The organism is Rhodococcus tibetensis (genome assembly GCF_024438035.1).
GTDB lineage: Bacteria > Actinomycetota > Actinomycetes > Mycobacteriales > Mycobacteriaceae > Rhodococcus_F > Rhodococcus_F tibetensis.
The window spans coordinates 68,749-93,763 of the sequence record NZ_JANFQF010000009.1 but is presented as its reverse complement, the minus strand read 5'-3'; the positions used below and the strand labels follow the sequence as shown (position 1 = coordinate 93,763).

Here is a 25,015-nt window from a genome sequence, read left to right as displayed (position 1 = left end):
ACGACTACCCGCTGCTCCCTGCCGCCCGGGTCGCGCGGAAACCTCCGGGGGAGGACGCAGTTCGCCCAGTGCGCCGCTGTCCCCACCCACGGACCGTCGCTCGATATTGCGGCAAACCGGGGTGGACGCCCAGAATCGAAAGTGCCAGGAATTCGCTTCAGCCCCCGGTTCCCTGCGTTCGACGGGCGAAGGTCCGCCGCATCTGTGGGAGCCGCCCCAACGACGTGGGAGGACAACGATGTCCGGTCTCATCCGCAAAAGTCTCGATTCACCCGAGGAAACCCGCCCCTTCGAGGAGGACATGGGCAAACTCGAACTCGTCAACGTCCCATCCGGCGCTGTGGGGAGGGCAACCTTCCAACCCGGCTGGCAGTGGTCCAAGCACGTCAAACCGATAGCCAAGACAGACAGCTGCCAAGCCGCCCACATGGGTTACGTCATCTCGGGTCGAATGAAGATCGTCATGGACGACGGAGAGGACATGGAGTTCGGCCCCGGCGATCTCATGATCTGCCCGCCCGGACACGACGCCTGGATTCTCGGCGATGAGCCCTGCGTGTTCGTCGACTGGACCGGCGTCGCCGACTACGCCAAGCGGTAGTTCGGTCGCGCCGCATCCTTCCCGGCCGCGCTGGGCAATGTAGGGCTGACCCGGTCAGGATTGCAGCGCCACCCGCTATCCCATCCGGCTGATCACGTCCAGCACCTCGCGTAGCGCGGACACGGAGTGCGCTGGGAGGAAGGCATCGCAGAAGGGCAGCGCAGCCGCCATCGATCCGGCGAGCGGCCGGAAGTCGGGATCACCGGCGCGGGGGTTGAGCCACACGAGTCGATGGGCGCGGCGCCGGACCCGGGCGAGGGCATGCGCCAGGCGCGTCGGGTCGTCGCTGTCCCAGCCGTCGGACGCGATGACCACGACTGCGCCGCGCAGCGCGTTGCCGTGCGGGGACGCGAGCAGTTCGCTCACGCTGCCTGCGATGTGGGTGCCACCGAATCTGTCGACCACCTTGTCGTTCGCCTTGCGGACCGCGGTCTCGGCGCTGCGGTGCGCGAGCACGGGTGTGAGCCTCGTCAGCGAGGTGGAGAAGGCGAACACCTCCGGCCTGCCCGCGGTCTGTCGTTGCACCGCCGCCCGCATCAGATGGAGATAGATCGCGGCGTACGGCTGCATCGACCGGCTCACGTCGCACAGCATCACGATGCGCCGCTGACGGTTCCGCGGGCGGCTCCGCGCGAGGACCACCGGCTCCCAGCCCGTGGCCCTCGACCGGTTCATGGTGGCCCGCAGGTCGATACGCCGGCCGCGGCGATGCACTTCGCGACGCCGGGTGCGGCGGGACGGCCACGCGTCGGTGGCCTGCTCCAGCCAGGCCCCGAGGAGCCGGAGGTCGCCGGCGTCGAATCGGGCGAAGGGTTCGTCGGCGCGAGCCACGAGCCTGCTGGGCAGGGTGTCCGGCACGGCGGTGAGCACGTCGTGAATGTCGTCCTCGCCGCTGTCGTCGTCGCCGGTCATCATCGGTCATCCACGGCACGCCCTCGACGTCCTGCGCGTCACCGGGCCGGTCGCGGTCGTCGCGGACACCGGCGAGGTCCGTCTCCCGTCCCGCAGTGGCTCGCCGCGCAGGCGGATCCACGGACAGCAGGGCGTCCTCGAAGACCGCGGAGAAGACGGCGTCGAACGGCGCGAGGTCGTCGACGCGGTTGACGAGTGTCAGCCGCGCCGACCAGTACAGCCGCGACCGCGAACTCGGCGGCGACAGATGAAGCGCCTGCACGAACGCCGCGGGGCCACTCGCGGAGACAACGACGCCACGGGAACGCAACCGGGCGACGAGTGCCACCGCGAACGCCGCGAGATCGACGCCCCGCAGGACGCCCGACGCTGTCATCGCCTGCGGCGGCCCACCACGAGGACGACCACGATCCCGGCGAGGATGGCAGCGAGGATCGGGGCGTACCGTTTCCACGCACCCGCACCCGCACCGGACAGCGCCAGCAGGTCCAGCGGCGCCGGTTCGGCGGCAGGCCGGGCCACGGACAGCGTCGTGGTGCCGGCGGACTCGGGCTCGGCCGCGGGCTGGTCGGCGGGTCCCCCGGCGAGCTTCGCTTCCAGCGATTCCGCGAACTGGCCCATGAGTTTCTCCGACACCTGCTGGATCATCCCGCTGCCGAACTGCGCGAGTTTGCCGACGATCTTCATGTCGGTGTCCACGGTGACGCGGGTGCGGTCACCGACCTCGTGCAACTGGGCGGTGATCGTCGCGGACGCGTTGCCGGACCCGCGCGAGTCCCTCCCGCGGGCATCGATCACGGCGCGATGCTCCTTCGGGTCACGCTCGACGAAGGCGGCCTTGCCTTTGAACTCGCTGGTCACCGGGCCGACCTTGACCTTCACCTGCCCCAGGTAATCGTCACCCTCCCGCCCTGTCATCTGAGCTCCGGGGAGCAGGGGAGCAACCTCCTCGAGGTCGCTGAGCACCTCCCACGCCTGCTCGATCGGGGCGCTGACGGTGAACTCGTTGGCGATCTTCATGGCAGTTGCCTCTCATCCGGTGGCCAGGCCGTGCGCGTAGTCGGTGAATGCGTCCTGAACTATTGTGCGGTCGTCCGGGGTCTTCGCGAGGGCACTCAGGCTCTGGATCGCGTCGTCGCGCACCAGATCGGCCACTCCCAGCGCCGCGAGTGCGGACACCCAGTCGATCGTCTCGGCGATTCCGGGCGGCTTGTCGAGGTCGAGTTCGCGGGCCCGGCCGACGAAGCGGGTGGCGTGCTCGATGAGGGGCGACGCCGCCACGGGCACCGTGCGGCGCACGATGGCGGCCGCCCGCGCCGGCTCCGGATAGTCGATCCAGTGGTAGAGGCATCGTCTGCGCAGCGCGTCGTGGAGGTCGCGACTCCGGTTGGACGTCAGCACGACGACGGGGTGCTGTTCGGCCGTGAACGTTCCCAGTTCCGGAACGGTGACCGATGCCTCCCCCAGGAATTCGAGGAGGAGTGCCTCGAACTCGTCGTCGGCTCGGTCTATTTCGTCGATCAGCAGTACGGGCGGGGTCGGTCCTCGATATCTCACGCAATGAAGTATCGGACGTTCCAGCAGGAACTCCTCGGTGAACAGGTCGTCCTCGGTGAGGCCGTCGCCCCGCGATTCGGCCAGCCGGATGGTGAGCAACTGCCGCTGGTAGTTCCAGTCGTAGAGGGCTTCGTTCGCGGTGAGGCCCTCGTAGCACTGCAACCGGATCAGCGGGGCGCCGAGGACGGTCGCGAGAGCCTTCGCCGCGGTGGTCTTGCCGACTCCGGGTTCGCCTTCGAGCAGGAGCGGGCGGCGCAGGGCCGCCGCGAGATACAGGGCCGACGCGGTTCCGAAGTCCAGGAGGTAGTCCTCGGCATCGAAGCGCCGGACCACGTCCGCCACGTCCTCGAATGCCGCCGTCATACCGCTCCCGTCCGCTGCGCGAACGATGCCCGGCAACCCGGCCCGCAGAACCAGAAATCGTCACCGCCGCGCCGTAGGTGGGCGGTGTCCCGCCCCACGACGACGCGCATCCCACACACAGGATCGATCACCTCCGTCACCGCCGCTCGCGAAGTCGAATCATCTTCGGGCGCGCAAAGTCCCGCGGTTCGCAGTTCCTGCACCAACTCGGCCGCGATCGACACCGCGATCTCCGCCGACGTCCGCGCCCCGATGTCGAGACCGACGGGGGTGTGCACCCGCGCCCGTTCGGACTCGGTCAGCCCGAGGGTGTCGAGGATGGCCCCACCGCGTGTTCGGCTGGCGACGAGCCCGACATATCCGACCCCGGCGTCGAGCGCCGCACGGATCCCCTCCGCTTCGGGTCCGCCGTGGCCGGCGAGCACCACCGCCGTCGTGCCGGAGAACTGTTCGATTCCGGCGTCGTCGTGCTCGACGGTGAATCCCAGCAGTTCCGCTATGCCCCCCAACGCCTGCGCGATCGGCGTGGTGCCGAAGATCCGTACCAACGGCGGTGGCAGCTGCGGCTCCAGAAAGATCTCCATGGCACCGCCGGACAGGCACGGATTCACCACGACGGACGCGCCCGGAGTCTCGGGGAACTGCACCGCCCCGTCGGGAAGGACCCGCAACAGCACGCTCTCGTTGGTTGCCAGCGCGCCCAGGGCGGCCATGCGTACCGAATTCTGCGCGCACTGACCACCGACGAACCCCTCGATCGTCCCGTCCTGCAGGAGGATCGCCTCGTCGCCGGTGTGACTGGACGTGGGCGGCTGCGCCCGCACCACGGTCGCATGGACGAACGGCCTGCGGTCGCGCGTCAGTTGCGCCGCACGCTCTTTCAGATCCATCGGGCCTCCTCGCAGCCGACGGGCGACATTCAGATCGGGGGCGTCGCGCGACCCTGCATGGCCTCCCACACCCGGGACGGGGTGAGCGGCATGTCGGCGTGCCGGACACCGAACGGGGCGAGCGCATCCACAACCGCGTTGACCACGGCTGCGGGCGATCCGACGGTCGCGGACTCACCGATGCCCTTCGCGCCGATCGGGTGATGCGGCGACGGGGTCACGGTGAAACCGGTCTCGAGCTTCGGGACTTCGAGCGCGGTGGGGATCAGGTAGTCCATCAGTGATCCGCCGAGGCAGTTGCCGTCCTCGTCGAACTCGATGATCTGCATGAGCGCCATACCGATGCCGTCGACGATGCCGCCGTGGACCTGCCCCTCGATGATCATCGGGTTGATGCGCGTGCCGCAGTCGTCGACGGCGAGGAACCGCCGCACCTTCACCACCGCGGTGCCGGGATCGACGTCGACGACGCAGAAGTACGCGCCGTAGGGGTACGTCAGATTCTCGGGGTTGTAACAGATCTGCGCGTCGAGTCCGCCTTCGATTCCCTCCGGCAGGTCGCCGGCGCCGTGCGCCCGCATCGCAATGTCCTGGATGGTCACCTTCGCCGAGGGATCGCCCTTTACATGGAATTCGCCCTTCTCCCATTCCAGATCCGCGACCGAGGCCTCGAGCATTCCGGAGGCGATGATCTTCGCCTTGTCCCGGACCTTGCGGGCCACCAGCGCCGCGGCCGCCCCCGACACCGGTGTCGACCGGCTGCCGTAGGTGCCTAGCCCGAACGGCGTGTTGTCGGTGTCGCCGTGCACGACGTCGATGTCGTCCGGCGGGATGCCCAGTTCCTCCGCCACGATCTGCGCGAACGTCGTTTCGTGACCCTGCCCCTGGGTCTGCACCGACAACCGCACGACGGCCTTGCCCGTCGGGTGGACGCGCAGTTCGCAGCCGTCGGCCATGCCCAGGCCCAGGATGTCCATGTCCTTCCGGGGTCCGGCACCGACGGCTTCGGTGAAGAACGACATGCCGATTCCCATCAGCTCGCCGCGTTCGCGGCGTTCCTTCTGCTCCTCGCGCAACTGCTGGTAGCCGATCATGTCCATGGCCTTGCGCATGGTGGTCTCGTAGTCGCCCGAGTCGTACACCCACCCGGTCTTGCTGGTGTACGGGAACTGTTCCGGCCTCAGCAAGTTCTTCAGTCGCAGTTCCGCCGGATCCATCTTCAGGTCGAACGCCAGGCAGTCGACGAGCCGCTCGACCAGATACACGGCCTCGGTGATGCGGAACGAGCAGGCGTACGCCACCCCGCCAGGCGCCTTGTTCGTGTAGACCGCCGTCATCGCGCAGTGCGCGGCCTCGATGTCGTAGCTGCCGGTGAAGACGCCGAAGAAACCAGCCGGATACTTCACCGGGGCCGCAGTGCCGTTGAACGCACCGTGGTCGGCCAGCACCTTCGTGCGGATCGCGAGCATCTTGCCCTCTGCGGTCGCCGCGATCTCGCCGACCATGATGTAGTCGCGGGCGAAGCCCGTGCTCATCAGGTTCTCGCTGCGATCCTCCATCCACTTCACCGGTTTGCCGGTCACGAGCGACGCCACGATGGCACACACGTATCCCGGGTAGATCGGGACCTTGTTGCCGAATCCGCCGCCGATGTCCGGGGACACCACGCGGATCTTGTGCTCCGGGATCCCCGAGACCAGGGCGTAGACCGTCCGGTGCGCGTGCGGTGCCTGGGACGTGGTGTACAGGGTGAGCTTGCCGGACACCTTGTCGACGTCGGCGATCGCACCGCACGTCTCCATCGGCGCCGGATGCACCCTGGGGTAGACGATCTCCTGCTTCACCACCACGTCCGCCTTCGCGAACACGGCCTCGGTTGCGGCGGCATCGCCTGTCTCCCAGTCGAAGCAGTGATTGTCCGTCTTGCCCTCGAGGTCGTCGCGGATCACCGGCGCGTCGGGTGAGAGCGCGGCGCGCGCGTCGACGACGGGATCGAGCATGTCGTATTCGACGTCGATCAGTTCCAGCGCGTCCCGGGCCGAATAACGGTCCTCGGCGATGACGAACGCCACCTCCTGGCCCTGGAAACGCACCTTGTCGGTGGCCAGCACGGCCTGCACGTCGTTGGACAGCGTCGGCATCCAGGCGAGGTTCTTCGCGGCGAGGTCGGCGCCCGTCACCACTGCCGTCACCTTCCGGTGTTCCTGTGCGGCAGTGGTATCGATGTTCACGATCCGGGCGTGCGCGACCGGCGACCGCAGGATCGCCAGGTGCAGCATGCCGGGGAGGGTGATGTCGTCGACGTAATTTCCGAGCCCCCGGATGAAGCGGGGATCCTCCTTGCGCAGCATGCGGCCGTGGCCGCAGGGTTTCTTGTCGTTGTCGACGATGTCCGCGCCGCCAGACGGCGGGCGGGATTCGACGGTGGTCATGATGCACTTCCGGTCGTCGCGTGTTCCTCGACTGTCATCGGTGCGCCCTCGGCGCCCCGCGTCTTGTCCTCCTGCACCTCCGCGTCGAAGTCGCCTGCCGGTTCCGGCTCGGCGGCCTCGCCCGCCCGATGGTCCGCAGCCCACTGGATCGAGCGCACGATCGTGGTGTACCCGGTGCAGCGGCAGATCTGCCCGGAGATCGCTTCCCGGATGGTGGCCTCGTCGGGGCTCTCCTCCCGGTCGAGCAGTGCCCGCGCCGTCATCATCATGCCGGGGGTGCAGAACCCGCACTGCAGTCCGTGGCACTGCATGAAGCCCTGCTGGACGGGATCGAGTTCACCGTCGTGTTCGAGGCCCTCGACCGTGCGAACGTCGTGTCCGCTCGCCATCGCGGCGAGCATCGTGCACGACTTCACCGGATCGCCGTCCACGGTGACGACGCACGTGCCGCAGTTGCTGGTGTCGCAGCCCCAATGCGTCCCGGTCAGGCCGAGCTGGTCGCGGAGGAAATGGACCAGCAGCATGCGCGCTTCCACCTCGGCGGCCACTGCTTCACCGTTGACGGTCATGTTCACCTGCATGGCTATGCCTCTTCTCCGGTCGGCTCGTGCTCCACGTCGCTGCGGAGCACCCGGTCGACCGCTGTACGGAGTGTGCGGATCGTGAGTTCGGATGCGAGATGGCGTTTGTAGTCGACGGTGCCGCGGGCGTCCCCGACGGGCTCACAAGCCTGCGCGGCCATTCGGCCGGCCTGGGCGAACGCCTCCTCGGACGGGGGACGTCCGGTCAGGTAGTCGGCGACATCCGAGAGTCCGGACGGAACCGGGTTGACCGCCGTCAGGCCGACAGCGGCCCGGGCGATCTCACCGCCCTCCACCGTGACGGCCGCTCCGGCCGCGGTGATCGCCCAATCCCCGGTCCGCCGTTCGACCTTCGCGTACGCGCTGGAGCTGTGGCCGTGGACCGGGAGCACGATCTCGGTGAGCATCTCGTTGTGTGCGAGCGCCGTCTCGTATGGCCCGACGAGGAACTCGGACATGGGGATCTCGCGGCGTCCGCCGGGCCCACGCACCACGCACGTGGCGTCGAGAACAGAGCAGACAGTGGTGAGGTCCTCGGCCGGATCCGCCTGGCACAGCGATCCGCCGATGGTCCCGCGGTTTCGGACCACCGGGTCGGCGATCACCTTCTCCGCGTCGCGGAAGAGGGGGAACGCCGCCGCGAGTTCATCCGACTCGAGCAGTCGGCGGTGCCGTGTCATCGCACCGATCCGCAGCCTCGACCGCTCGGTAGTGATGTAGCCGAGTTCGCTCTCGAGGTCGTTGATGTCGATGAGAAACTCGGGATTGGCGAGGCGAAGTTTCATCATGGGGAGCAGGCTGTGGCCGCCTGCGACGAGGCGGGCTTCGTCGCCCAGCCGGTCGAGCAGGGCGATGGCGTCCTCGACGCCCCTTGCACGCTCGTATTCGAAGGATCCTGGTGCTTGCATTGTGACCTACCTCACAAACGTGGATCCTTTCAGCCTGCGCAACAACCTTGGGTCCGTCAACCCCGGGTGTACGGCCCTAGTCGACGCAGGAATCGACGTGTTCCTCGTGGTGGATCCGGCCGCTCGACTCCGCCAGCGGGCGCCCCGTGCCACCCCACCGGCGGGCGATGATCTCGGCGGCGATGGACACCGCCGTCTCCTCGGGTGTCCGGGCGCCGATGTCCAGGCCGATGGGGCTCGACAACCGGTCGAGTTCGGTGTCGGTCAGGCCGGCCTCACGCAGGCGTTCGCGCCGGTCCAGGTCCGTCCTGCGTGATCCCATGGCGCCGATGAACGCGACATCCGGGAGGCGCAGCGCCGTCTCGAGGAGAGGGACGTCGAACTTGGGGTCGTGGGTGAGCACGCAGATCACGGTCCGGCCGTTGATGGCCTGAGCCTCCGCCTGCGCAGCGAGATAGCGGTGCGGCCAGTCAACCACCACCTCGTCGGCCGTCGGGAACCGCGCGTGCGTCGCGAACACCGGGCGGGCGTCGCAGACCGTCACCCGATATCCCATGAAGGCGCCCTGCCTGGCCACCGCGGCGGCGAAGTCGATGGCCCCGAACACGAGCATGCGGGGTCTCGGCGCGTAACTGGCGACGAACACCTCCATACCTTCGCCGCGACGCTGACCGTCGGTGCCGTACGTCAGGACCGTGCTGCCGCCCGCCGCGAGGAGGCCCCGGGTGTCGTCGATGACCGCGGAATCGGCACGGTCCGAGCCGAGCGAGCCACTCACGTTCTCGGGCCGGACGACCAGCCGGCGCCCCACGCGGGCGGCATCGGGATGCGCCACGACGGTGGCGACCGCGACCGGCCGGTGGTTCTCGATGTCCCGGGCGATCTCACCGAGCTCGGGGAAATTGTCCCGCGACACGGGCTCGACGAAGATGTCGATGATTCCACCGCAGGTGAGACCCACCTCGAACGCGTTCTCGTCGCTGATTCCGTACCGCTGCAGCACCGGCGTGCCGGCCGCCGTGACCTCGGACGCGAGTTCGTAGACCGCTCCCTCGACGCAGCCGCCGGACACCGAACCGGACGCGCTGCCGTCGGGCGCCACGACCATCGACGCCCCCGGCGGTCGCGGCGCGGAGCGGAACGTGCGAACCACGGTTCCCACACCCGCCGTCCCACCCGCGGCCCACACCGCCATCAGGTCCGCCAGCACGTCGCGCATCAGTACCCTTCCCGCTCGAGTCGGACGTGTGATCACGCTCGGTTACAAGACTATTCCGCCGAAACGAGTTCGGCCTGGGAGACAGGAACCTCGACCTCCACCGGCGCCAGCGAGAACGGGGACGTCCCCACCCCGGCGAATGCGAGCCGCGCAGGCACTTCGGAACTGCCCCTGACTCCACCGAACCGTAGTCATCATCCCCGGCGGCCCCGGGGACACGGTGTCCGGACGGCCCCAGCGCTCACAGGGGCGGAGCGTGACGTGGTGTATCGGGTGTCGGGAAAGCAACTGATGGGGTGAATTCGTCCGAGTGTTTCGGGATGGGTGTCGGTCTCGTCGACGTCCACGACAAGGGACTGGGTGTCTTTCCTACCGGCCGTAGGTTGTTCGAGGGAGGTGTCCATCGACTCGTCGGATCCCGTGACTTTCGGCGCGGAGCCCGGGATACCTACGCTGTGGTCATGCGAAGGTTCAGTCTGTGGCTGCGAGGAAAGCCGACGGTTGCGGACTCCATGCTGGCGGCGATCTTGTTCACGCTCGAGGTGTTCGTGTTCGCGGCCTCCGAGGACAGGCCGCCGTGGGTGCAGTTGTTCATGGGCTTTCTGGTGTGCGTGCCGATCGTGTGGCGCCGCCGGTATCCGCGCGCGGCCGCCGGCGCCATTCTGCTGATCTCCGTCACCGTCACCTTCGTCAGTTATTCGATCGGTGACGTCGACGCCGAGCATCCCGCCCTCCTGGGACTTGCCGTGGCCCTCTACACCCTTGTGGCGTATGTCGATCGGCGGACGGCTGCCATCTATGCGGTCGGGCTCGTCGTCGACTCCGTCCTTTCCATCTGGCTGCTCGAACAGAGGGTGATCGAGGTCGGTCTGTATTCCGCGCTGATCTACGCACTGTCCTGGATCACTGCCGAATTCCTCGGCGCCCGCCGGGCCTACGACGAGGAGGTGGCCGCGCGGTTGGCCGTCGCGGACTACGACCGCGACCGCCGCGCCGAGGACGCGGTGGCCGCGGAGCGGACGCGCATCGCCCGGGAACTGCACGACGTGGTGGCACACGCCGTGAGCGTCATGATCGTCCAGGCAGATGGCGCGTCGTATGCGTTGACGAAGAACCCGGCGGTGGCGGAGCAGGCGCTGACCAACATTGCGAGTACCGGGCGGGAGGCGCTGGCGGAATTGCGGCGCACGGTGTCGCTGCTGCGAACCGAACCCGCGGTCGACGACATGCCCCAGCACGGGACCGCTGGTCTCGCCCGGGTGGTCGACATGATGCGCAGCGCAGGCTTGCCGGTCGAGCTCGAACTCACCGGGGAACTGGACGACATCAGCCCTGCCGTCAGCCTGGGCATCCACCGGCTGGTCCAGGAATCGTTGACCAATGTGTTGCGCCACGCGGGTGAGCGTCCCCGGGCGAAGGTCCGGGTTCGCCGCCGAAATGTCGACGTGCTCGTCGAGATCACCGACAACGGCAACGCGACGGAGAAGTTCACCCTCGGCTCGGGCAACGGGTTGCTCGGAATGCGGGAACGGGTGGCCGTTCTGCACGGCACCCTGGAGGCGGGTCGGCAAACCGACGGAAGCTGGCGGGTCACCGCGGAGTTACCGCTGCAACTCGAGGACTGAACCCGGGCGCATTAGTTAGCTCTTGATCTAAGTATTGCGTCGGTGATACTTTGCCTTATGGCTCAGTATTCGGAGCAGTTGGACGGCATCTTTCAGGCACTCGCGGATCCCACCCGCAGGGCCGTGTTGACACGGCTCGGCGAAGGGCCTGCCAGTGTCGGCGAACTGGCGAAACCGTTCGACATGGCGCTGCCGTCGTTCATGAAGCACATCCGTTTCCTCGAGGACAGTGGGTGGATTCAGACCCGCAAACAAGGGCGCGTGCGCACCTGCGCCCTCGAGCAGGAGTCGATGATCACCGCCCAGTCGTGGCTGGCGGAGCAACGCGCCCTGTGGGAGGGCCGCACCGACCGGCTCGAACAGTTCGTCACTACCCGAGAAGAGGACAATCGGAATGGTTCCATCACTGACAAATGAGCTCGACCTGACGATCTCGCGCATCATCAAGGCGCCGCGGTCGGCTGTCTGGGATGCCTGGACGGATCCCGCCAGCTTCGAACAATGGTGGGTGCCGGCTCCCGCCAAGTGTCGGGTTCTGGAAATGGACCTTCGTCCCGGCGGGGCCTTCGCCACCCAGATCAGCGAGGACGGCGGTGAATTCGCGCCCCACATCAACGGGTGCTTCCTCGCGGTCGACCATCTCGAACGGATCGTCTTCACCAACTCTCTCGTCGCTGGATGGCGACCCGCAGAAAACCCGTTCATGACCGCGATCATCACCCTGGGTGACCATCCGCAGGGCACCGAATATGTGGCTCATGCGATGCACAAGAACAACGCGGACCGGAACCTGCACGAGGAAATGGGTTTTGCCGACGGGTGGGGCACTGTGGTGGCGCAGCTCGCCGCGCTGGTGGAGCGGTAGGGGAGTGCCGCGGTCCTCGCCGTGACGGAGGTGGCGCCGATGTGGATTCGTGCCCACACTGGAGGGGGTACCCCACCCGCGGACGTTGGGTGGGTCGAACCGTCAGGAGACCGCCATGGCCAACGAGAGACCCTTCGGGTTCGACCCCGACGACCTCGACCGCGTGATTCGCGAAGCGAGTGAGGAGCTGCGCGGCTTCAAGGACAAGATCGTTCAGTTCGTCGAGGCGGACGCCCAGATTCCCTGGACCGGCCTGTTCGCCGACATCGCCGCCAGAACCAAGCGACCCGGACCTCAGCCGGAAACGACTGGCGAAACCGGCGACGGCGTGTGGGCCGTCTACAGCGTCGACGACGGCGGACTCGCCCGCGTCGAGGAGGTGTACGCCACCGAACTCGATGCCCTCCGCGCCCACAAGCACAACACCGATCCGCGGCGATCGGTGCGCTTCCTTCCCTACGGAGTCACCGTCAGCGTCCTCGACCAGCCGAAGGAACCGACACCACCGGAAGCTGAGTAACCGGACGCGGAGAGTTTCGGTGGCGGCCTGCTCGTGGTGCGAGCAGGCCGCCACCGATCAGTCTTCCGGAAGTGCGGCGAAGGCCTTCTTTGTCTTCATGTACCACCCCATGCCTGACAAGGGCCGTTTCCACCTGTCCTGCATGCTTTTCAAGGCGCTTTGATGCGTGTGGTCACCCTGGGCGCCCATCTCTTTCAGATGCTTGTCTTGCGCTTGGATGACCTCGTCGGCCTTGTTACCGTGGAACGGGGTATCGCAGGGGCCACCCATTTGTTTGCACGTCATCGTCTTCATTCTCATCACGTCCTTCAATGGTGTATCGGCAGCAGGATGCAGCGCGGTCGCGAGTCCCTGACAGAAGAGCCGGTTATGGTCGCTTTCTGAATTCGCGGCCCATCGACCAGGTCGTGACGGTGACTCTATTTGCGGTTCGGGGACCGGCGCTTCTCGATTCCTGACTGCTTTGACTGCCGACCTGCGCGCGAGCGCCTCGGGGCCCACACAAGCGTTCCCGCGGGCGTGGGCGGCACCCGGGCAGAAAGCCGATGACTGCGGTCAGTAGCGGGAGTAGTGCTGCCCAGTCGCCTGTCCGTCGGAACAGATGCAGTGTCGGTCGAGGTTTCGCTCCGAGGTCACGGCGCAGAACCGAATACCGAGCGCATCGTGAGAATCAGCACTGTGTGGACATGCCGTGCAGGACGGAGTTGAATCCAGTGCCTGCGCATCGCTCGTTGACTCAGAAGTTGCTACAGAATTCGATACAACAGTCGGGTTCGACGCCATGGCGGCGCTCCAGTTCTCGGCCCTTGAACTTCGGGCCGGTTTGGGCGCCGAGGACGATATGGCTTGACCGCGCATATTCGAATGGCCCTCGACACCCACGACGCTACTCTTCCCCGCCGGCCCCTTCGAGGTCGCGGGTCATGGCACCCAAACAGCGGACTGGTCCGGTCCGGCGGCGTCGTCGTACCGAGCCCTTCTCGTCGCAGACGGGTGGTTGCGGGCCGATGGTGTAGAACGCCCCCACGCAGGAGGGCCGATGCGCTGGTTCCGCAGCTTCTCGCTGTGTACGCGCAAGGGGTGTTACCGGCTGTGGGGTGCCGGCGGATCTGTTTACGCAGGGTCGGTCACCCTTGCACTCGCCGCGTCCGCGTGTCACGCTCTAGAATTATGACTACCGGAAAGGCGGACACCGCCACGGTCGCGTGAGCGCCGCACCGTGTCGCTCGGTGGCTCGACACCGAGCGACATTCACCGAGAACGCTGATGTCTCTTCTGAGCACCTGTCCGTCGTCAAGGCCGTGCGCGACACATGGCTCGGGCACGGGCTGTGCGCATACCCCTCCGATCGCACCACTGCAGAATCGGCTGTCGCGCAACTGTATCGGCAATCAGGGTCCCGAGAGCCGAAGTTCGTCTGGGTTCCGTCTCCCGTCGCCGGATCGGACCTGATCGCCGCCGAGGGATTGTCAACGTCGATGTCGCTCGCGGGCAACGGAGTCCGCTGCGCCTCCGCCCGTATCGCTACCCTGCTGTTGAAATCCCGCAGACGTATGGACGCACGTATCGAGCGGAGGAGATCCGACTGGCCCAGCGAACGCTGGGCGGTCGAGACCGCGCGGGTCCAGTCAACCGAGGATGCTGCCCGCGCGGGCGTCAGCCCCGATCGGATCATCCGAGCCGCCGTTTGGGATTCGTTGCACACCACACTTTTCGACGGGGTCGCCGCTGCAATACGGACGCTCTTGCCCCCTGTCGTCGTCGGTGTGACCTGGTACGGACAGCAAGAAGCCCACCGAGTCGCCTACTACAACACATACCGTCGGCTCGGCCTCGCCAAATTCCACTCCGACGACGACGAGCTACTCGACGCCAATGCCGCGCTGACTGGCGCAACCGGATGGTGGTGGGCGTTCGACAACGTGTGTGTCATGGCTGAACGACCGACGGCCCTTCATTTCGAGTCCATACCGGGCCGAGTGCACAACGAACGACGGCTGCACCACTCGGATGCCCCTGCAGTCCACTTCGATGACGGTCGCGCAGTGTTCGTTCAGCACGGAACCATCGTCCCGGATTGGGTCGTCCGAGACCCGACTGCCGAACGCATCGCACGCGAACGCAACGTCGAGATCCGCCGATGCGCGATCGAGCGCATCGGGTGGGACACCTACATCGATACGGCCGGACTCGCACTGGTCGACCGAGCCGACGATCCCGGCAATGTCGGTTGCACTCTTCAGCTCTACGCGACACCGGACGGTTGGGGGCGCAGTGGCCGTATCTTGCTCGCGGTCAACGGTCCTTCCGAACGCGACGGACATCGTCGACGGTATGGCCTTCACGTGCCCGGATGGATCTCGTCCGCACTGGACGCCGCTGGCTGGACCTATGGACTCGACGGTGCCGACTATGCCCGTCTCGTTCGTCGAACCTGACCCGAAACCCGAACTCGAAGGTGTCTCAGATGAATTCAAGCACGACCTTGTCCGCTCTCACTGCCCTTACCGGCCTCGATGTGTTCGACTATCTCGACCAGGAGGTATCCATACCCGTCATCGACGGCCTGCAGGCCCAAGGGGATCTACTTGTGATCCCGTATTCGCTTGTCGCCGACATCGTCACGCCCACCACGTGGACGCGGTCGGAGAATGTTCCGCTCTCAGGAGTGGAGTTGCTGCGTAGCGCTGTGGGCGGGAACCCGCACAGCCTGGTCGCTGACGAAGGGGTCTGCACGTGGTCAACGCCCGTGAACGACCCCCGGCGGCTTGCGCTCGGTATCCTCGACACCCGAGTGACCGCTTACCTCATTCATCCCGAGCACGGAGCCACCGGTATCGCCCCTGGCCGGTATGTCATCGGACGGCAACGAGAACAGGGCGTCGGGCGGTCCTCCGGGTGGGCGCAACTGGTCGCCGATTAACGTTCGGGGACGTCGTCTGAAGTATCGGAACTGCACTCGTATCAGGAACCCCGAAGATCAGAACATCTCTAGGGATACCCCTCGCACAAATGGCATGGTTACTAGGCAAGGGGTCGAACAACGCGATCCCCAAACCATGTGACGGTCAGGATGCCTGTAGATTCTCGCCGCCGATGGCATCTGAGATGCTTCGACCTTCGCGTTCATCGTCCGTCTCACGGCATGGGCACCACGTTCTCTCAGATGTCCGCTTCCCAGATCAGGTGCGGTCGTTCGGGGCCGTTCTTCGGGTGGCAGGATCAGCGGTATCGAGATCGGGAATTCGATGTGAGTGCCCGGATCGACATTTAGGGAGTATCAGCATGGCGCAGTGGCATCGTGAAGTGGTTCAACGGCGAGAAGGGCTTCGGTTTCATCGCACCCGATGACGGAACACCGGACGTCTTCGTGCACTACTCGGAAATCTCGGGCAGCGGCTTCAAGTCGCTCGATGAGAACCAGCGTGTGGAGTTCGAGGTGGGCCAGGGCCAGAAGGGCCCGCAGGCCACGAATGTGCGGGCTGTCTAACTAAGTCTGCGGGGGACCGCACCCGGTGGGTGCGGTCCTCATTCCATCGCCGGATGAGGATCTCTGATAGGGCATGTTCGAGTAGAAATAGATTTTCAGGTGGGGGAGTTCTTGGCGGATGGACGAAATGAGCGGCTGGGTCATGGCGGAGTTCAGGTCCATCTGCCTGATCGATGATTCTCAGGCCGACCCTGCATATCCGGGTGTCACCTCCGCCGAGGACGTCGACGACTATCTCCCACCTCCGGATCCCCCAGAGGGATTCGATCTGCTCGCCGCTGCACCTGGCGTCGTCACTGTGGTCACCACGGTGATGCGAGGCAGAGTGCATCTGACGGTTCAAGTTCTTGTCAGCGAGCCGATCGAGCTGGCTTTCGGTAATTGGGAGACAGTCGAGATCGGGTTCCGCGCGTTGAGCGCCTGAACAAGGGCGGCGGCCGGCAACTACTACCCGTTCGCTGCTGATGCACTTGGCACTTTTCACCAGTCGGTGACAGCGAGAGGTGCTGGTCTTTACCGAGTGCGCGCTCACGAGGTGAACACGAAGAGAGGCATTGGGCGGGCATCGAGAAGACGACGATCCGCCGACCGAGGAGCGGTATTACTCCAAGTTTGGCCTCGAATACAGAGGGCGAAGACCGCAGGCGGCTTCTTGGCCGGCAGCCCACCTTGCTTCTTTGACCGCGCTCTGGCTCAGGCATATCCGTGGTACCGGCCACTGGATCTGGCCGGGAACGCACCGCCGGCACAGCAGCGGTGAGACGTTGATCGATTAGCGGAGATCCTACGATCACGTCAGCCAACTCTGGATCTGGGATGAGGACTATCGCGTTTGGGGTCAACTGCCCCGGCCGCGAGTTCAAGTCGTCCGAGTTGGCCGAGCCGGCTCGTGATTCGCTCAATATCGACAGGGAGTTCGGTGCCGTCCGAAAGTGCGTCCAAGGGCGTGGTCGAGAGGAAAATGCTGGTGATGTCACGGTCGTACAGCACGTCAACGACGTTCGCGAAGCGTTGAGCTGGCTCCCGTCCTGACGCCCGAAGATTCGGCACGTCGCTGACAACCCACGTCCGGAACTGTTGGGTGAGTGCGAGGTAATCGACGGGGGCGGTGGTGTTCTCACAGAGGTCGACGAAGTCCACCCACAGGCATTGGTTCGTCGCGCGCCGGACGTGTACGGGATGCCCGGCCGGAGCGAGTGTCCTGCGTTCGTCGGGGCTCGGCGGGCGGAGTCCGAGACGCGCTTGTTGCTCTGCAGTGCCAGGACTGACCCACCATCCGGCGGCGAAGCCCGCCTCGTGGCTGGAGATGGTGCGGTAATCGACGGGACCGTCAATGGCGATGATCGTCAGCGCCTGCTCGATCAGCTCGATCGCGGGTACGAAGTCGTCGTGGAACATCGGATTCGGGAGCAAAGAGCGTGGAGGATAGTTCGAGGTCAGGATGACCCGGATCTTCCGATCGAGAAGTGCAGGCAGTAGGCGGGCGATGAATTTGCCGTCCGCGGGGTCGTGCACATGGAACTCGTCGAAACACACGAGATCCAAGCCACCGAGGAGCTCATCCAAGGCAGCCGCAAGGTCGTTGCCATGTCTTCGGATGGCCAGGTGTAGGTCGCGAAAGAACTCATGGAAGTGCATCCGCATCTTCCGGTCGGTCGGCAGTGCAGCGAAGTACGTCGCCATCAACCAGCTCTTACCCCGTCCGACGGGGCCCCACAGATACAGATTCCGAGCACCGGTCGCGAGTGCTGCCGCGGCCCGAAGCTGCGCGTCGTCGAGAGCAAACCCCAGTTCTTCCGCAGCCGTGTCGAACACAGACTCCTCTACGTGGAGCGAGCGACGGGGAGGTGAAGTCCGGCGAGGCCAACGCATCCCAAAACTCTAGCATCGTAGAGTTCTGGGAGGATGGTGGCATGGCTGACCGTCGCTCACGTCGAGATCTCATCTGCGAGGCCGCGCTGGATCTTGCTGCCGAAGGCGGTAACCACGCGCTCACGCATCAGGGAATCGACGCACGGCTCGGCCTGGCCCGGGGCTCGACCTCGTACTACTACCGCACCCGTCACGCCCTGGTGTCCGCCGCCATCACGCACCTGGCGCGCCGGTCCCGTGAACTCTTCGACAAGGCCGTCTCGTCGGTCCCGCCGCAGACGACCGACGAGGCAGGGAGGCTGATCGCCGACCAACTCGAAACGCTGCTAGTGGACCGTCGCAGGGATGTGCGGGCCCGGTACGCACTGGTCGTGGACGCGACAAACGATGACGCCCTGCGAACAGGCCTGGCGTCGTGCTTGTTCTCGCGCTCCGAGGCGACGGCACTGATGGGTGCTCTGGGCGCGTCCGACCCCCAACTTGCCGCACGTGACCTCATCAGCCTGCTCGAGGGACTCGTGTTCGATCTTACATTTGGGGCGCGGACTCTCGTCCCCAGTAGCTCTTTCGCCGAACACCGCGATTCGATGCGGACCGCGATCACCCTCTGGATCGACACACTCGTTGTGAGTCGATGATGTGCCCACAGTCGACGAGCCAGAACCACCCGCACGGAATCTATTCCGGTCAGCGATCCACCATCGGGGACTCGCTGTCGAGATCCCAGCCCCGGCTCCGTCCCAGCATCGAATCGGCAAGACAACAATTGGAGGATGGATCCCATGGCACACGTACAACGTTTCGACCACATCGGCATCACCGTCGCGGACCGCGCCTCGGTAACGGCGTTCTTCGTCGGACTGGGCCTCGAGGTAGAGGGCACCGGATCCGTGGAGGGCGAGTTTGTGGAGACCGTCTGCGGCATCTCCGGCGCGCACTGTGAGATCGCAATGCTGGGGCCGCCCGACGGAGGGTCCCGGCGTGCCCGTTGTTCCACGGCGCTACCTGACGCCGGCCGAGTACGCTGCCCACTGCACCCACACCCACCAACCGGTGGACGGGTGCGAGATCGACTGAACTCGAACAATCGCGACTCTAGAACGACGTGGTCCGACTATCGGGGACCTGCCAGTGGGGATTACGCAAATTTGCGACGTTATTTCGGAATGTAGATGCTGACGATCTCTGCAATACAAACCGGCTTGTCGGCATTCTCTCGTTCGATTGTGACGCCTGTGACAACTTGGGCGCCCGAGGGAACGGTTTCAACGTTTGCTATGTCAACCGTGGCCCGAATCCGTGAGCCGACGGGTACGGGTGCTGGGAATCGGACCTTGTTCGACCCGTAGTTGATTCCCATTCGGACGCCGTCGACGGCGTAGACCTCCCATACAAGCATCGGGATCATCGAGGTCAGCAGATGTCCGTGGGCGATGGTGGCGCCGAACGGTCCGTCAGCAGCCCGTGAGGGATCGACGTGAATCCACTGGTGGTTACCCGTCGCGTCACCGAACGAGTCGATTTTCTCCTGGGTGAGGGTGTGCCATGACGAGTAGCCGATCCGGGTGTTCGCCACGGCGTGCAGATCGTCGATTCCGTTGAGTGTCTTCATATCTTGGGCCCTCCGGCGACGTAGAGAACCTGCCCGGAGACGAATCCAGCTCCCTCGCTCGCGAGGAATGAGATCGCGTGTGCGATGTCTTCGGGGACCCCAACTCGGGCGACGGGGATGTCGGCGGCCGCCCTCTTCTTGAGATCGTCGAATTTCATTCCCATTCGCGCTGCCGTCGCGGCTGTCATCTCGGTCTCGATGAAACCGGGAGCAACTGCGTTGGCGGTGACGCCGAATTTGCCGAGTTCGAGGGCTAGAGTTTTGGTGAAACCTTGCAGCCCGGCTTTGGCTGCGGCGTAGTTTGCTTGGCCGCGGTTTCCGAGAGCCGACACGCTCGAGAGGTTGATGATTCGTCCGAAACCAGCCTGAGTCATGTGTCCCTGGCCCTCTCTCGTCATCAGGAACGAGCCACGTAAGTGGACGTTCATGACGGTATCCCAGTCGGTGGCCGACATTTTGAATAGAAGATTGTCGCGGGTGATGCCGGCGTTGTTGACCAGAACGACCGGTTCTCTGAGCTCCGTTGTGATCTTATCCACTGCTTTCTCGACACCAGTTCCGTTGGAGACATCTGCGCCGACAGCAAGTGCGGTGCCTCCGGCCTGGGTGATCGTGTCCGGCAAGGTGTCCCTGAACTCCACCAGGCGCGGGTACTTGTAAGCCGCCAACCGTTCCCGTGACCAGCCGATCAGGTCTTCCTCCTTCAACTCCGATCCGGGCTCGCGGATGACGAAGGCTTTCACTTCCTCACCGATTCGCTCATCGGGGATTCCGACGACGGCCACGAGGCTGACCTCTGGATGGCCGATGATCACCTCCTCGAGCTCGCGCGGATAGACGTTGAAGCCTCCCCGCACGATCAAGTCCTTGGCGCGATCGACGATGAAGTAGTAGCCGTCCTCGTCTCGCGTTGCGATATCGCCCGTCCGGAACCAGCCGTCGCGGATCACGTCCTTTGTCGCCTCGGGCCGCCCCAGGTATCCCTTCATCACGTTGTATCCACGTACGGCGAGTTCTCCTGGCTCACCGGCGGGGACCTCGTTCCAGTGATCGCCGATGAGCTTCACCTCTACTCCCCAGATCGGTTTGCCGATCGATCCCGACCGGTTCGGTTGGTCGAGCGGGTTGAACGTGACGGTCGGACTGGTTTCGGAGAGTCCGTAGCCTTCCCGGTTCCCGACACCGAAGACATCCCTGAACCGCTCCAGCACATCGACGGGCATGGCAGCTGCGCCGGAAAGCGCGATTCGCAGGAGACCGGCGAGGTCGACGTCTATTCCGTCAGCGGTCTTGTTGAGCAGAGCCCAGTACATCGTCGGGACAGCGGCGAAGACCGTCACCCGGTGCTTTGTCATCAACGCCAGTGCCTCAGCTGCGTCGAATCGCGGCAGCAGGACCAGGGTCGCACCCAATGTAAAACCGGCGTTCAGCTGTACGGTCTGTGCGAACGAGTGGAAGAGCGGAAGAGTGACCAGATGTACGTCGTCGGCTCGGGCGTCGAGCAGTTGGTTATGCCCGATGGCGTTGAGGACCATGTTGGCGTGGGTGAGCTCCGCCCCCTTCGGCTTGCCGGTCGTCCCGCTCGTGTACAGGACCACCGCTGTGTCCGTTGCCTCGGTCACCTGCAGGACGTCTTCCGCGGGGTGTTCGGCCAATGCGTCAGCCAAGGTTGTTCCCACGCCTGGCTCATCGAGCATGGCGGAGCCAAGGGTGACCAGATGCTCGCAGGATTCGACGTCCTGGAATCCGCGCCACGCCTCGTCGTCTAGCCCCGGCACGGTACAGAAGTATGCCGTCGCACCCGAATCACGGAGGTGGTAGGCAATCTCCTCCCGCTTGAGCATCGTGTTGAGCGGAACGACGGCTCCACCGGCCTTGAGGATGCCGAAGTAGACGATCGGAAACTCGACAACATTCGCGATCGTCAAGGCGACGCGGTCGCCTGGGCGCAACCCCCGTGAGAGAAGAAAATGGGCAACACTGTTCGCAGCCGCATCGATTTCACCGAAGGTGAGGGTTCGGTCACCTTCGATGACAGCGGTTCTGCCGGGAGTGCGTCGAGCAGTGTCGGCAAGCATGGTGGCCAGGTTGAGCATGATCCTGCTTTCAGATGATGACGGCGTGACGTTGTGAATGTGGATTGCCGACTCAGGACCAATCCCAGTCGTATTCGGCTCCCACCCGCTTAGCCAACGGCTTGAACATGCGATCTTCGTAAGTCGCCATAGTGTCGAGGCCGGGAATGGGCGCGAGGTTCAGGATCTCGGCAAGCCGCTCGAAGTCGAGTTCAGGTTTCGGCAAGCCCGCAGCAATCGCGAACCTTTGTAGCTGGTTGGTGAAGCTCTCACTACACGGCGGCTTCCCGAAGTTCACCGGATGCTTCATCGCCTCATCGAGGGTTACAAACTCCACGCCACGCTCGAGGAATGCCTCGAGGATCGGAGCGAGGGTGTCACGAGAGATCGTGGTGCCGTGTACGAGCCAGATGAGAGGCGCGTCGGCACCGAACAGGGTGTGCGCGGTGTCCGCGTGCTTGTAGAGCATGTCAATCGCGGTCGACACGTGCAGGTCGCGTACCTGCTTCTGCACGTCCTTGTCGCCAAGGGTCATCGCGCGGAAGTACGGCATGATGAACGCGAAATCACTGAACCAACTGGTGATCGGGGCAGTGCGGTAGCCGAGATCTGCGAGGTAATTCTCGACTTCCCCTCGACGTCGTTCCGATCCTGATGACATGTCCATGGGGTACCGGAAGTACTTCGACGGTGCGGCGTCGATCAGATGACCGATGTACTTCTCGGCCGTCTCAAAATCGCGTCGGAATGCCGCGTCGGGCATCCAGCGCAGTGGAGCATGCTGGTGAGTGTGGTTGCCCAGGTGATGGCCCGCTTCGGCCCACGCCTCGAAGGCCTCGATTTGCTCTGGCTCGTTCTCGAGCCGGTATGTGTGGGAGAAGCCGTAGGTCCCCGCGAGTTCGTAGTCGTTCAGCGTTTTCGCCACAGAGCGCGTGATGTCAGTGGGAGTCGTGTCGTCTGGCATGGGAACGCCGTCCCACAGGACGAAGTCGTCGATCGTGACCGCAATCTCGAGAGGTCGGTCGGCGCGTGTGTCATTCATTGCGTTGACTCCGGATCTTCCAGGAGGGCTCCTCGGCACGAAGCCCATTTGTCACCGACCCTATGAAGTGATGGACATCACGTCTTGGCTGTTTGCGCGTATCTGCTTTCATCAGGCGCACACGCATTCGGCATTGAGATGCGCGCTGTGCGCGCCCTTCGAGTCCCGTGCGCGTAGGGCCAAGTTTCGCCTTGTTATGACTTCTACCGTCGTTGGTGACGAAGGAGTAGCACACCGTGAATTCATCACAACAGATCGTCCTGGCGCAGCGCCCCCACGGGCACGTGAGCTTGGAGGACTTCCGCGTGGAGGACGTCGCCCTGCCCGAACTCAACGCTGGCGACGTCGCACTCGAGACCCTCTTCATCTCGATCGATCCGGCCATCAGGGGCTGGCTCGACGACCGACCGAGTTATCTTCCGCCAGGCGCACTCGGAGAGCCAGTTCGCGCTTTCGGTCTGGCACGCGTGACCGCCTCACGCAACAGCAACTTCACCGCGGGCGACATCGTTCGTGGCTTCGTCGGCTGGCAACGGCGCCAGATCGTCAGCTCGCCCGGTACTGACTGGGATCGCATCGCATCACGTGAGGACGTTCCCTTGGAGCACTACCTTGGCGTCCTCGGGATGACGGGGCTGACCGTGTGGGCCGGAGTGTGCGACATCCTGCGGCCGAAACCAGGGCACACCGTCTTGATCTCCGGTGCCTCTGGCGCAGTCGGAAGCGTGGCTGTCCAGCTCGCGAAGCAGGCGGGCGCACAGGTTGTCGGCATCGCAGGAGGCGCCGAGAAGTGCTCGATGGTGGCCCGACTGGGCGCCGATGCCGTCGTCGAACGCAAGCTCCGGATTGGAAGGACCAACTCGAGGCGGCAACACCGGACGGCATCGACCGCCTCTTCGAAAACTCGGGGGGCCCGATGTTCGAGGCATCGATCGCCCGGCTGAACAACCACGCACACATCGCGTTGTGTGGCCTGATCGACGGCTACAACTTGACCGAACGGCCCTCCGGCCCAATCAATTTCGGACAGCTTCTCACCAAGCGAATCCTTACGCAAGGATTCGTCGTGCTCGACTACATGGACCGCGCAGCAGAGGTTGAAGCCACGCTCGGCGAACTCATCAGTTCCGGACAGTTGGAGGCCGTGCAATCGGTATTGCCCGGATTCGAGCAGCTGCCGGCCGCCTTCGTGGAGTCGTTTTCCAACGGCCAACCAGGCAAGCTCATCATCGACCTGACTGCGTAGCCAGCCTCTGACGCCGCCTCAGTCGGAGGTCGTATACCGTCACCGCGCGGCCGGGATACGACCTCCTATGCATGCAATGGCCTGCTGGAAGTACTCCTCGACCCGCCGCCGCGATCCACCATGATCGGCGTGCGAACAGCCAGCGCCCCACCCTGGCGAGTAGATTGTGAAGCCGCACTTTTCGAGGCTGTCGAAGTGGCGGTGCTCGTTCGGGGAGTTGGGGGTGCTTTCGTAGCCCACCTGCGTTGCGCCGTTCGAGAGTGGCCCGTAGACGATGAAGGGGTGCCCGGTGACCCAGCCGATAGCGGCGGTGCACCAGCACATCTGTTTCGGGCTCGATGCGAAGACGTGCGGCTACGAAAGGACGATCTGCCGTCGCCCATGATCGACCGTCCCCACTACTGGGAAGTGGGGCGCACCCGACCGCGCCAAGGCCCGGCGCGGTCATGGAGGACATGAACGACTGATTGCGAGAACCCACGCCTACGATAGCCAATCCCAGGCCAGGTGTTGGTTTGCTGCAACGCCCCAATGGATCCCTTGTCATCGTCATCGTTGTTGGCGAGTCTGGTTCGTAACTCATACCGAGACTATCCGGGTGAACGAACTCCTTCATCGAACGGTGATCGAAGCCTGAGAAGCAACGCTATGGTTCGGTGTGCCCGAAATTGCCGGCCGGCGTCGCACCCAACCACCGCCGCCTCGTATCGTCTACGAAGCTCTCACCAACCCGGACCGTGACCCGGTTCGTCCGTGGCTGATCCTGCACACTGACGAACAACGTCCCGCGATTGCCGAAGCTGTCGAACCGAACCTTGTCGTTTGGACATCGATATGGCGGTGGCGACCGGATGCACGGATCCGATTCGACATCATTGGCCCACCACACGGCTGCACCACTCTGTCCTGGACATTGATCGTCGACGAACCGGTCCCGGACGGGGAAACGACCGTCCGCATGCGCAAGCGAGTGAACGAACTCATCAACGCGAACCTGCGCTTCACGTTCGGTCAGTAGTCGCCCCGATTGCGGATCGCTGACCGGTCACCGATCGTTGACCGGTCGCCGATCCTTCAGAGTTCCTGGCGTCCTTGACGTGCGGGACTCGGTTGACAGGGCCGGCCAGCTGGGCGAACGTTGACGTAGGTCGGGGTGGCTGCGAGCACTTGCCGTGCGATCGACGAGAGGATCCCCGATGTCCCCT

Annotated in this window: 26 protein-coding genes and 2 pseudogenes; 14 read left to right on the top strand and 14 right to left on the bottom strand. The window is 64.8% G+C overall.

The window, feature by feature from the left end; translation table 11 throughout:
* Positions 1 to 238: 238 nt before the first annotated feature.
* Complete coding sequence (locus NOF53_RS12785; RefSeq protein ID WP_255968775.1) at positions 239 to 601, top strand: cupin domain-containing protein; 363 nt, start codon at positions 239 to 241, stop codon at positions 599 to 601.
* Positions 602 to 676: 75 nt separating this feature from the next.
* Here NOF53_RS12785 and NOF53_RS12780 read toward each other — a convergent pair.
* From NOF53_RS12780 to NOF53_RS12745, 8 genes and pseudogenes are all read right to left on the bottom strand, one after another.
* Positions 677 to 1,889: pseudogene (locus NOF53_RS12780) on the bottom strand (vWA domain-containing protein).
* The gene (locus NOF53_RS12775) at positions 1,886 to 2,533 is read right to left on the bottom strand and encodes an SRPBCC family protein (RefSeq protein ID WP_255968772.1); all 648 of its coding nucleotides are present in this window, start codon (positions 2,531 to 2,533) and stop codon (positions 1,886 to 1,888) included. Before NOF53_RS12775 ends, NOF53_RS12780 begins: the two are co-directional and overlap by 4 nt.
* A gap of 12 nt (positions 2,534 to 2,545) precedes the next feature.
* Positions 2,546 to 3,433 (bottom strand): AAA family ATPase, encoded by an 888-nt coding sequence (locus NOF53_RS12770; RefSeq protein WP_255968770.1) that lies wholly within the window; start codon positions 3,431 to 3,433, stop codon positions 2,546 to 2,548.
* Positions 3,430 to 4,323 carry an XdhC family protein gene (locus tag NOF53_RS12765; protein WP_255968768.1) on the bottom strand — a complete coding sequence of 298 codons (894 nt, stop codon included), beginning with the start codon at positions 4,321 to 4,323 and terminating at the stop codon, positions 3,430 to 3,432. The genes NOF53_RS12770 and NOF53_RS12765 overlap by 4 nt, the downstream gene beginning before the upstream one ends.
* 29 nt (positions 4,324 to 4,352) lie before the next feature.
* Positions 4,353 to 6,755, bottom strand: coding sequence for an aerobic carbon-monoxide dehydrogenase large subunit (locus tag NOF53_RS12760; RefSeq protein WP_255968766.1), 2,403 nt, complete (start codon positions 6,753 to 6,755; stop codon positions 4,353 to 4,355).
* Complete coding sequence (locus tag NOF53_RS12755) at positions 6,752 to 7,336, bottom strand: (2Fe-2S)-binding protein (protein ID WP_255968765.1); 585 nt, start codon at positions 7,334 to 7,336, stop codon at positions 6,752 to 6,754. Before NOF53_RS12755 ends, NOF53_RS12760 begins: the two co-directional genes overlap by 4 nt.
* 2 nt (positions 7,337 to 7,338) lie before the next feature.
* Positions 7,339 to 8,244: an FAD binding domain-containing protein gene (locus tag NOF53_RS12750; RefSeq protein ID WP_255968763.1), complete on the bottom strand. Its 906-nt coding sequence runs from the start codon at positions 8,242 to 8,244 to the stop codon at positions 7,339 to 7,341.
* 76 nt (positions 8,245 to 8,320) lie between these two features.
* The gene (locus tag NOF53_RS12745; protein WP_255968761.1) at positions 8,321 to 9,463 is read right to left on the bottom strand and encodes an XdhC family protein; all 1,143 of its coding nucleotides are present in this window, start codon (positions 9,461 to 9,463) and stop codon (positions 8,321 to 8,323) included.
* A gap of 461 nt (positions 9,464 to 9,924) precedes the next feature.
* On the opposite strand from NOF53_RS12745, the gene NOF53_RS12740 reads away from it, so the two are divergent.
* The 4 genes from NOF53_RS12740 to NOF53_RS12725 all read left to right on the top strand — a co-directional run bounded on the left by NOF53_RS12740 (position 9,925) and on the right by NOF53_RS12725 (position 12,473).
* Positions 9,925 to 11,088: a sensor histidine kinase gene (locus NOF53_RS12740; protein WP_255968759.1), complete on the top strand. Its 1,164-nt coding sequence runs from the start codon at positions 9,925 to 9,927 to the stop codon at positions 11,086 to 11,088.
* Positions 11,089 to 11,145: 57 nt separating this feature from the next.
* On the top strand, positions 11,146 to 11,505 hold the full coding sequence (locus tag NOF53_RS12735) for an ArsR/SmtB family transcription factor (RefSeq protein WP_255968757.1): 360 nt from the start codon (positions 11,146 to 11,148) through the stop codon (positions 11,503 to 11,505).
* On the top strand, positions 11,483 to 11,953 hold the full coding sequence (locus NOF53_RS12730; RefSeq protein ID WP_255968755.1) for an SRPBCC family protein: 471 nt from the start codon (positions 11,483 to 11,485) through the stop codon (positions 11,951 to 11,953). The genes NOF53_RS12735 and NOF53_RS12730 overlap by 23 nt, the downstream gene beginning before the upstream one ends.
* 115 nt (positions 11,954 to 12,068) lie before the next feature.
* Positions 12,069 to 12,473, top strand: coding sequence for an Rv0313 family protein (locus NOF53_RS12725; protein ID WP_255968753.1), 405 nt, complete (start codon positions 12,069 to 12,071; stop codon positions 12,471 to 12,473).
* A gap of 57 nt (positions 12,474 to 12,530) precedes the next feature.
* On the opposite strand, the gene NOF53_RS12720 is transcribed toward NOF53_RS12725, so the two are convergent.
* Together NOF53_RS12720 and NOF53_RS12715 are read right to left on the bottom strand one after the other, a co-directional pair.
* Positions 12,531 to 12,767 (bottom strand): hypothetical protein, encoded by a 237-nt coding sequence (locus tag NOF53_RS12720; protein ID WP_255968751.1) that lies wholly within the window; start codon positions 12,765 to 12,767, stop codon positions 12,531 to 12,533.
* Positions 12,768 to 13,028: 261 nt separating this feature from the next.
* A complete protein-coding gene (locus NOF53_RS12715; RefSeq protein WP_255968750.1) occupies positions 13,029 to 13,256 on the bottom strand; it encodes an RGCVC family protein in 228 nt (75 codons plus the stop codon).
* Positions 13,257 to 13,678: 422 nt separating this feature from the next.
* On the opposite strand from NOF53_RS12715, the gene NOF53_RS12710 reads away from it, so the two are divergent.
* From NOF53_RS12710 to NOF53_RS12695, 4 genes are all read left to right on the top strand, one after another.
* The gene (locus NOF53_RS12710; RefSeq protein WP_255968748.1) at positions 13,679 to 14,911 is read left to right on the top strand and encodes a DUF6745 domain-containing protein; all 1,233 of its coding nucleotides are present in this window, start codon (positions 13,679 to 13,681) and stop codon (positions 14,909 to 14,911) included.
* 29 nt (positions 14,912 to 14,940) lie between these two features.
* Entirely contained in the window at positions 14,941 to 15,396 is a 456-nt protein-coding gene (locus NOF53_RS12705) for a DUF8820 family protein (protein ID WP_255968746.1), read from the top strand.
* A 375-nt stretch (positions 15,397 to 15,771) separates the two neighbouring features.
* Positions 15,772 to 15,963, top strand: coding sequence for a cold-shock protein (locus tag NOF53_RS12700; protein ID WP_255968993.1), 192 nt, complete (start codon positions 15,772 to 15,774; stop codon positions 15,961 to 15,963).
* Positions 15,964 to 16,081: 118 nt separating this feature from the next.
* Positions 16,082 to 16,387, top strand: coding sequence for a hypothetical protein (locus NOF53_RS12695; protein ID WP_255968744.1), 306 nt, complete (start codon positions 16,082 to 16,084; stop codon positions 16,385 to 16,387).
* A gap of 371 nt (positions 16,388 to 16,758) precedes the next feature.
* Here NOF53_RS12695 and zapE read toward each other — a convergent pair whose 3' ends face one another.
* Positions 16,759 to 17,778, bottom strand: a complete 1,020-nt coding sequence (zapE, locus tag NOF53_RS12690; protein WP_255968742.1) for a cell division protein ZapE — start codon at positions 17,776 to 17,778, stop codon at positions 16,759 to 16,761.
* A gap of 98 nt (positions 17,779 to 17,876) precedes the next feature.
* Here zapE and NOF53_RS12685 point away from each other — a divergent pair, with 98 nt between their 5' ends.
* Together NOF53_RS12685 and NOF53_RS12680 are read left to right on the top strand one after the other, a co-directional pair.
* A complete protein-coding gene (locus NOF53_RS12685; RefSeq protein WP_255968740.1) occupies positions 17,877 to 18,473 on the top strand; it encodes a TetR/AcrR family transcriptional regulator in 597 nt (198 codons plus the stop codon).
* Between the two features lie 144 nt (positions 18,474 to 18,617).
* Positions 18,618 to 18,845, top strand: a pseudogene (locus tag NOF53_RS12680) (VOC family protein); the annotation flags it as partial.
* Between the two features lie 146 nt (positions 18,846 to 18,991).
* On the opposite strand, the gene NOF53_RS12675 reads toward NOF53_RS12680, so the two are convergent.
* From NOF53_RS12675 to NOF53_RS12665, 3 genes are read right to left on the bottom strand one after another with little or no spacing between them, the layout of a single operon-like run.
* Positions 18,992 to 19,447, bottom strand: a complete 456-nt coding sequence (locus NOF53_RS12675) for a MaoC family dehydratase (RefSeq protein ID WP_255968738.1) — start codon at positions 19,445 to 19,447, stop codon at positions 18,992 to 18,994.
* Positions 19,444 to 21,543, bottom strand: a complete 2,100-nt coding sequence (locus NOF53_RS12670; protein ID WP_255968736.1) for an SDR family oxidoreductase — start codon at positions 21,541 to 21,543, stop codon at positions 19,444 to 19,446. Before NOF53_RS12670 ends, NOF53_RS12675 begins: the two co-directional genes overlap by 4 nt.
* 52 nt (positions 21,544 to 21,595) lie before the next feature.
* Positions 21,596 to 22,564 carry a polysaccharide deacetylase family protein gene (locus NOF53_RS12665; protein WP_255968734.1) on the bottom strand — a complete coding sequence of 323 codons (969 nt, stop codon included), beginning with the start codon at positions 22,562 to 22,564 and terminating at the stop codon, positions 21,596 to 21,598.
* A gap of 236 nt (positions 22,565 to 22,800) precedes the next feature.
* Here NOF53_RS12665 and NOF53_RS12660 point away from each other — a divergent pair, with 236 nt between their 5' ends.
* The 3 genes from NOF53_RS12660 to NOF53_RS12645 all read left to right on the top strand — a co-directional run bounded on the left by NOF53_RS12660 (position 22,801) and on the right by NOF53_RS12645 (position 24,828).
* Positions 22,801 to 23,508, top strand: coding sequence for a zinc-binding dehydrogenase (locus NOF53_RS12660; protein ID WP_255968732.1), 708 nt, complete (start codon positions 22,801 to 22,803; stop codon positions 23,506 to 23,508).
* The gene (locus NOF53_RS12655; RefSeq protein ID WP_255968730.1) at positions 23,481 to 23,810 is read left to right on the top strand and encodes an MDR/zinc-dependent alcohol dehydrogenase-like family protein; all 330 of its coding nucleotides are present in this window, start codon (positions 23,481 to 23,483) and stop codon (positions 23,808 to 23,810) included. The genes NOF53_RS12660 and NOF53_RS12655 overlap by 28 nt, the downstream gene beginning before the upstream one ends.
* 658 nt (positions 23,811 to 24,468) lie before the next feature.
* On the top strand, positions 24,469 to 24,828 hold the full coding sequence (locus NOF53_RS12645) for a hypothetical protein (RefSeq protein ID WP_255968721.1): 360 nt from the start codon (positions 24,469 to 24,471) through the stop codon (positions 24,826 to 24,828).
* Positions 24,829 to 25,015 lie beyond the last annotated feature (187 nt).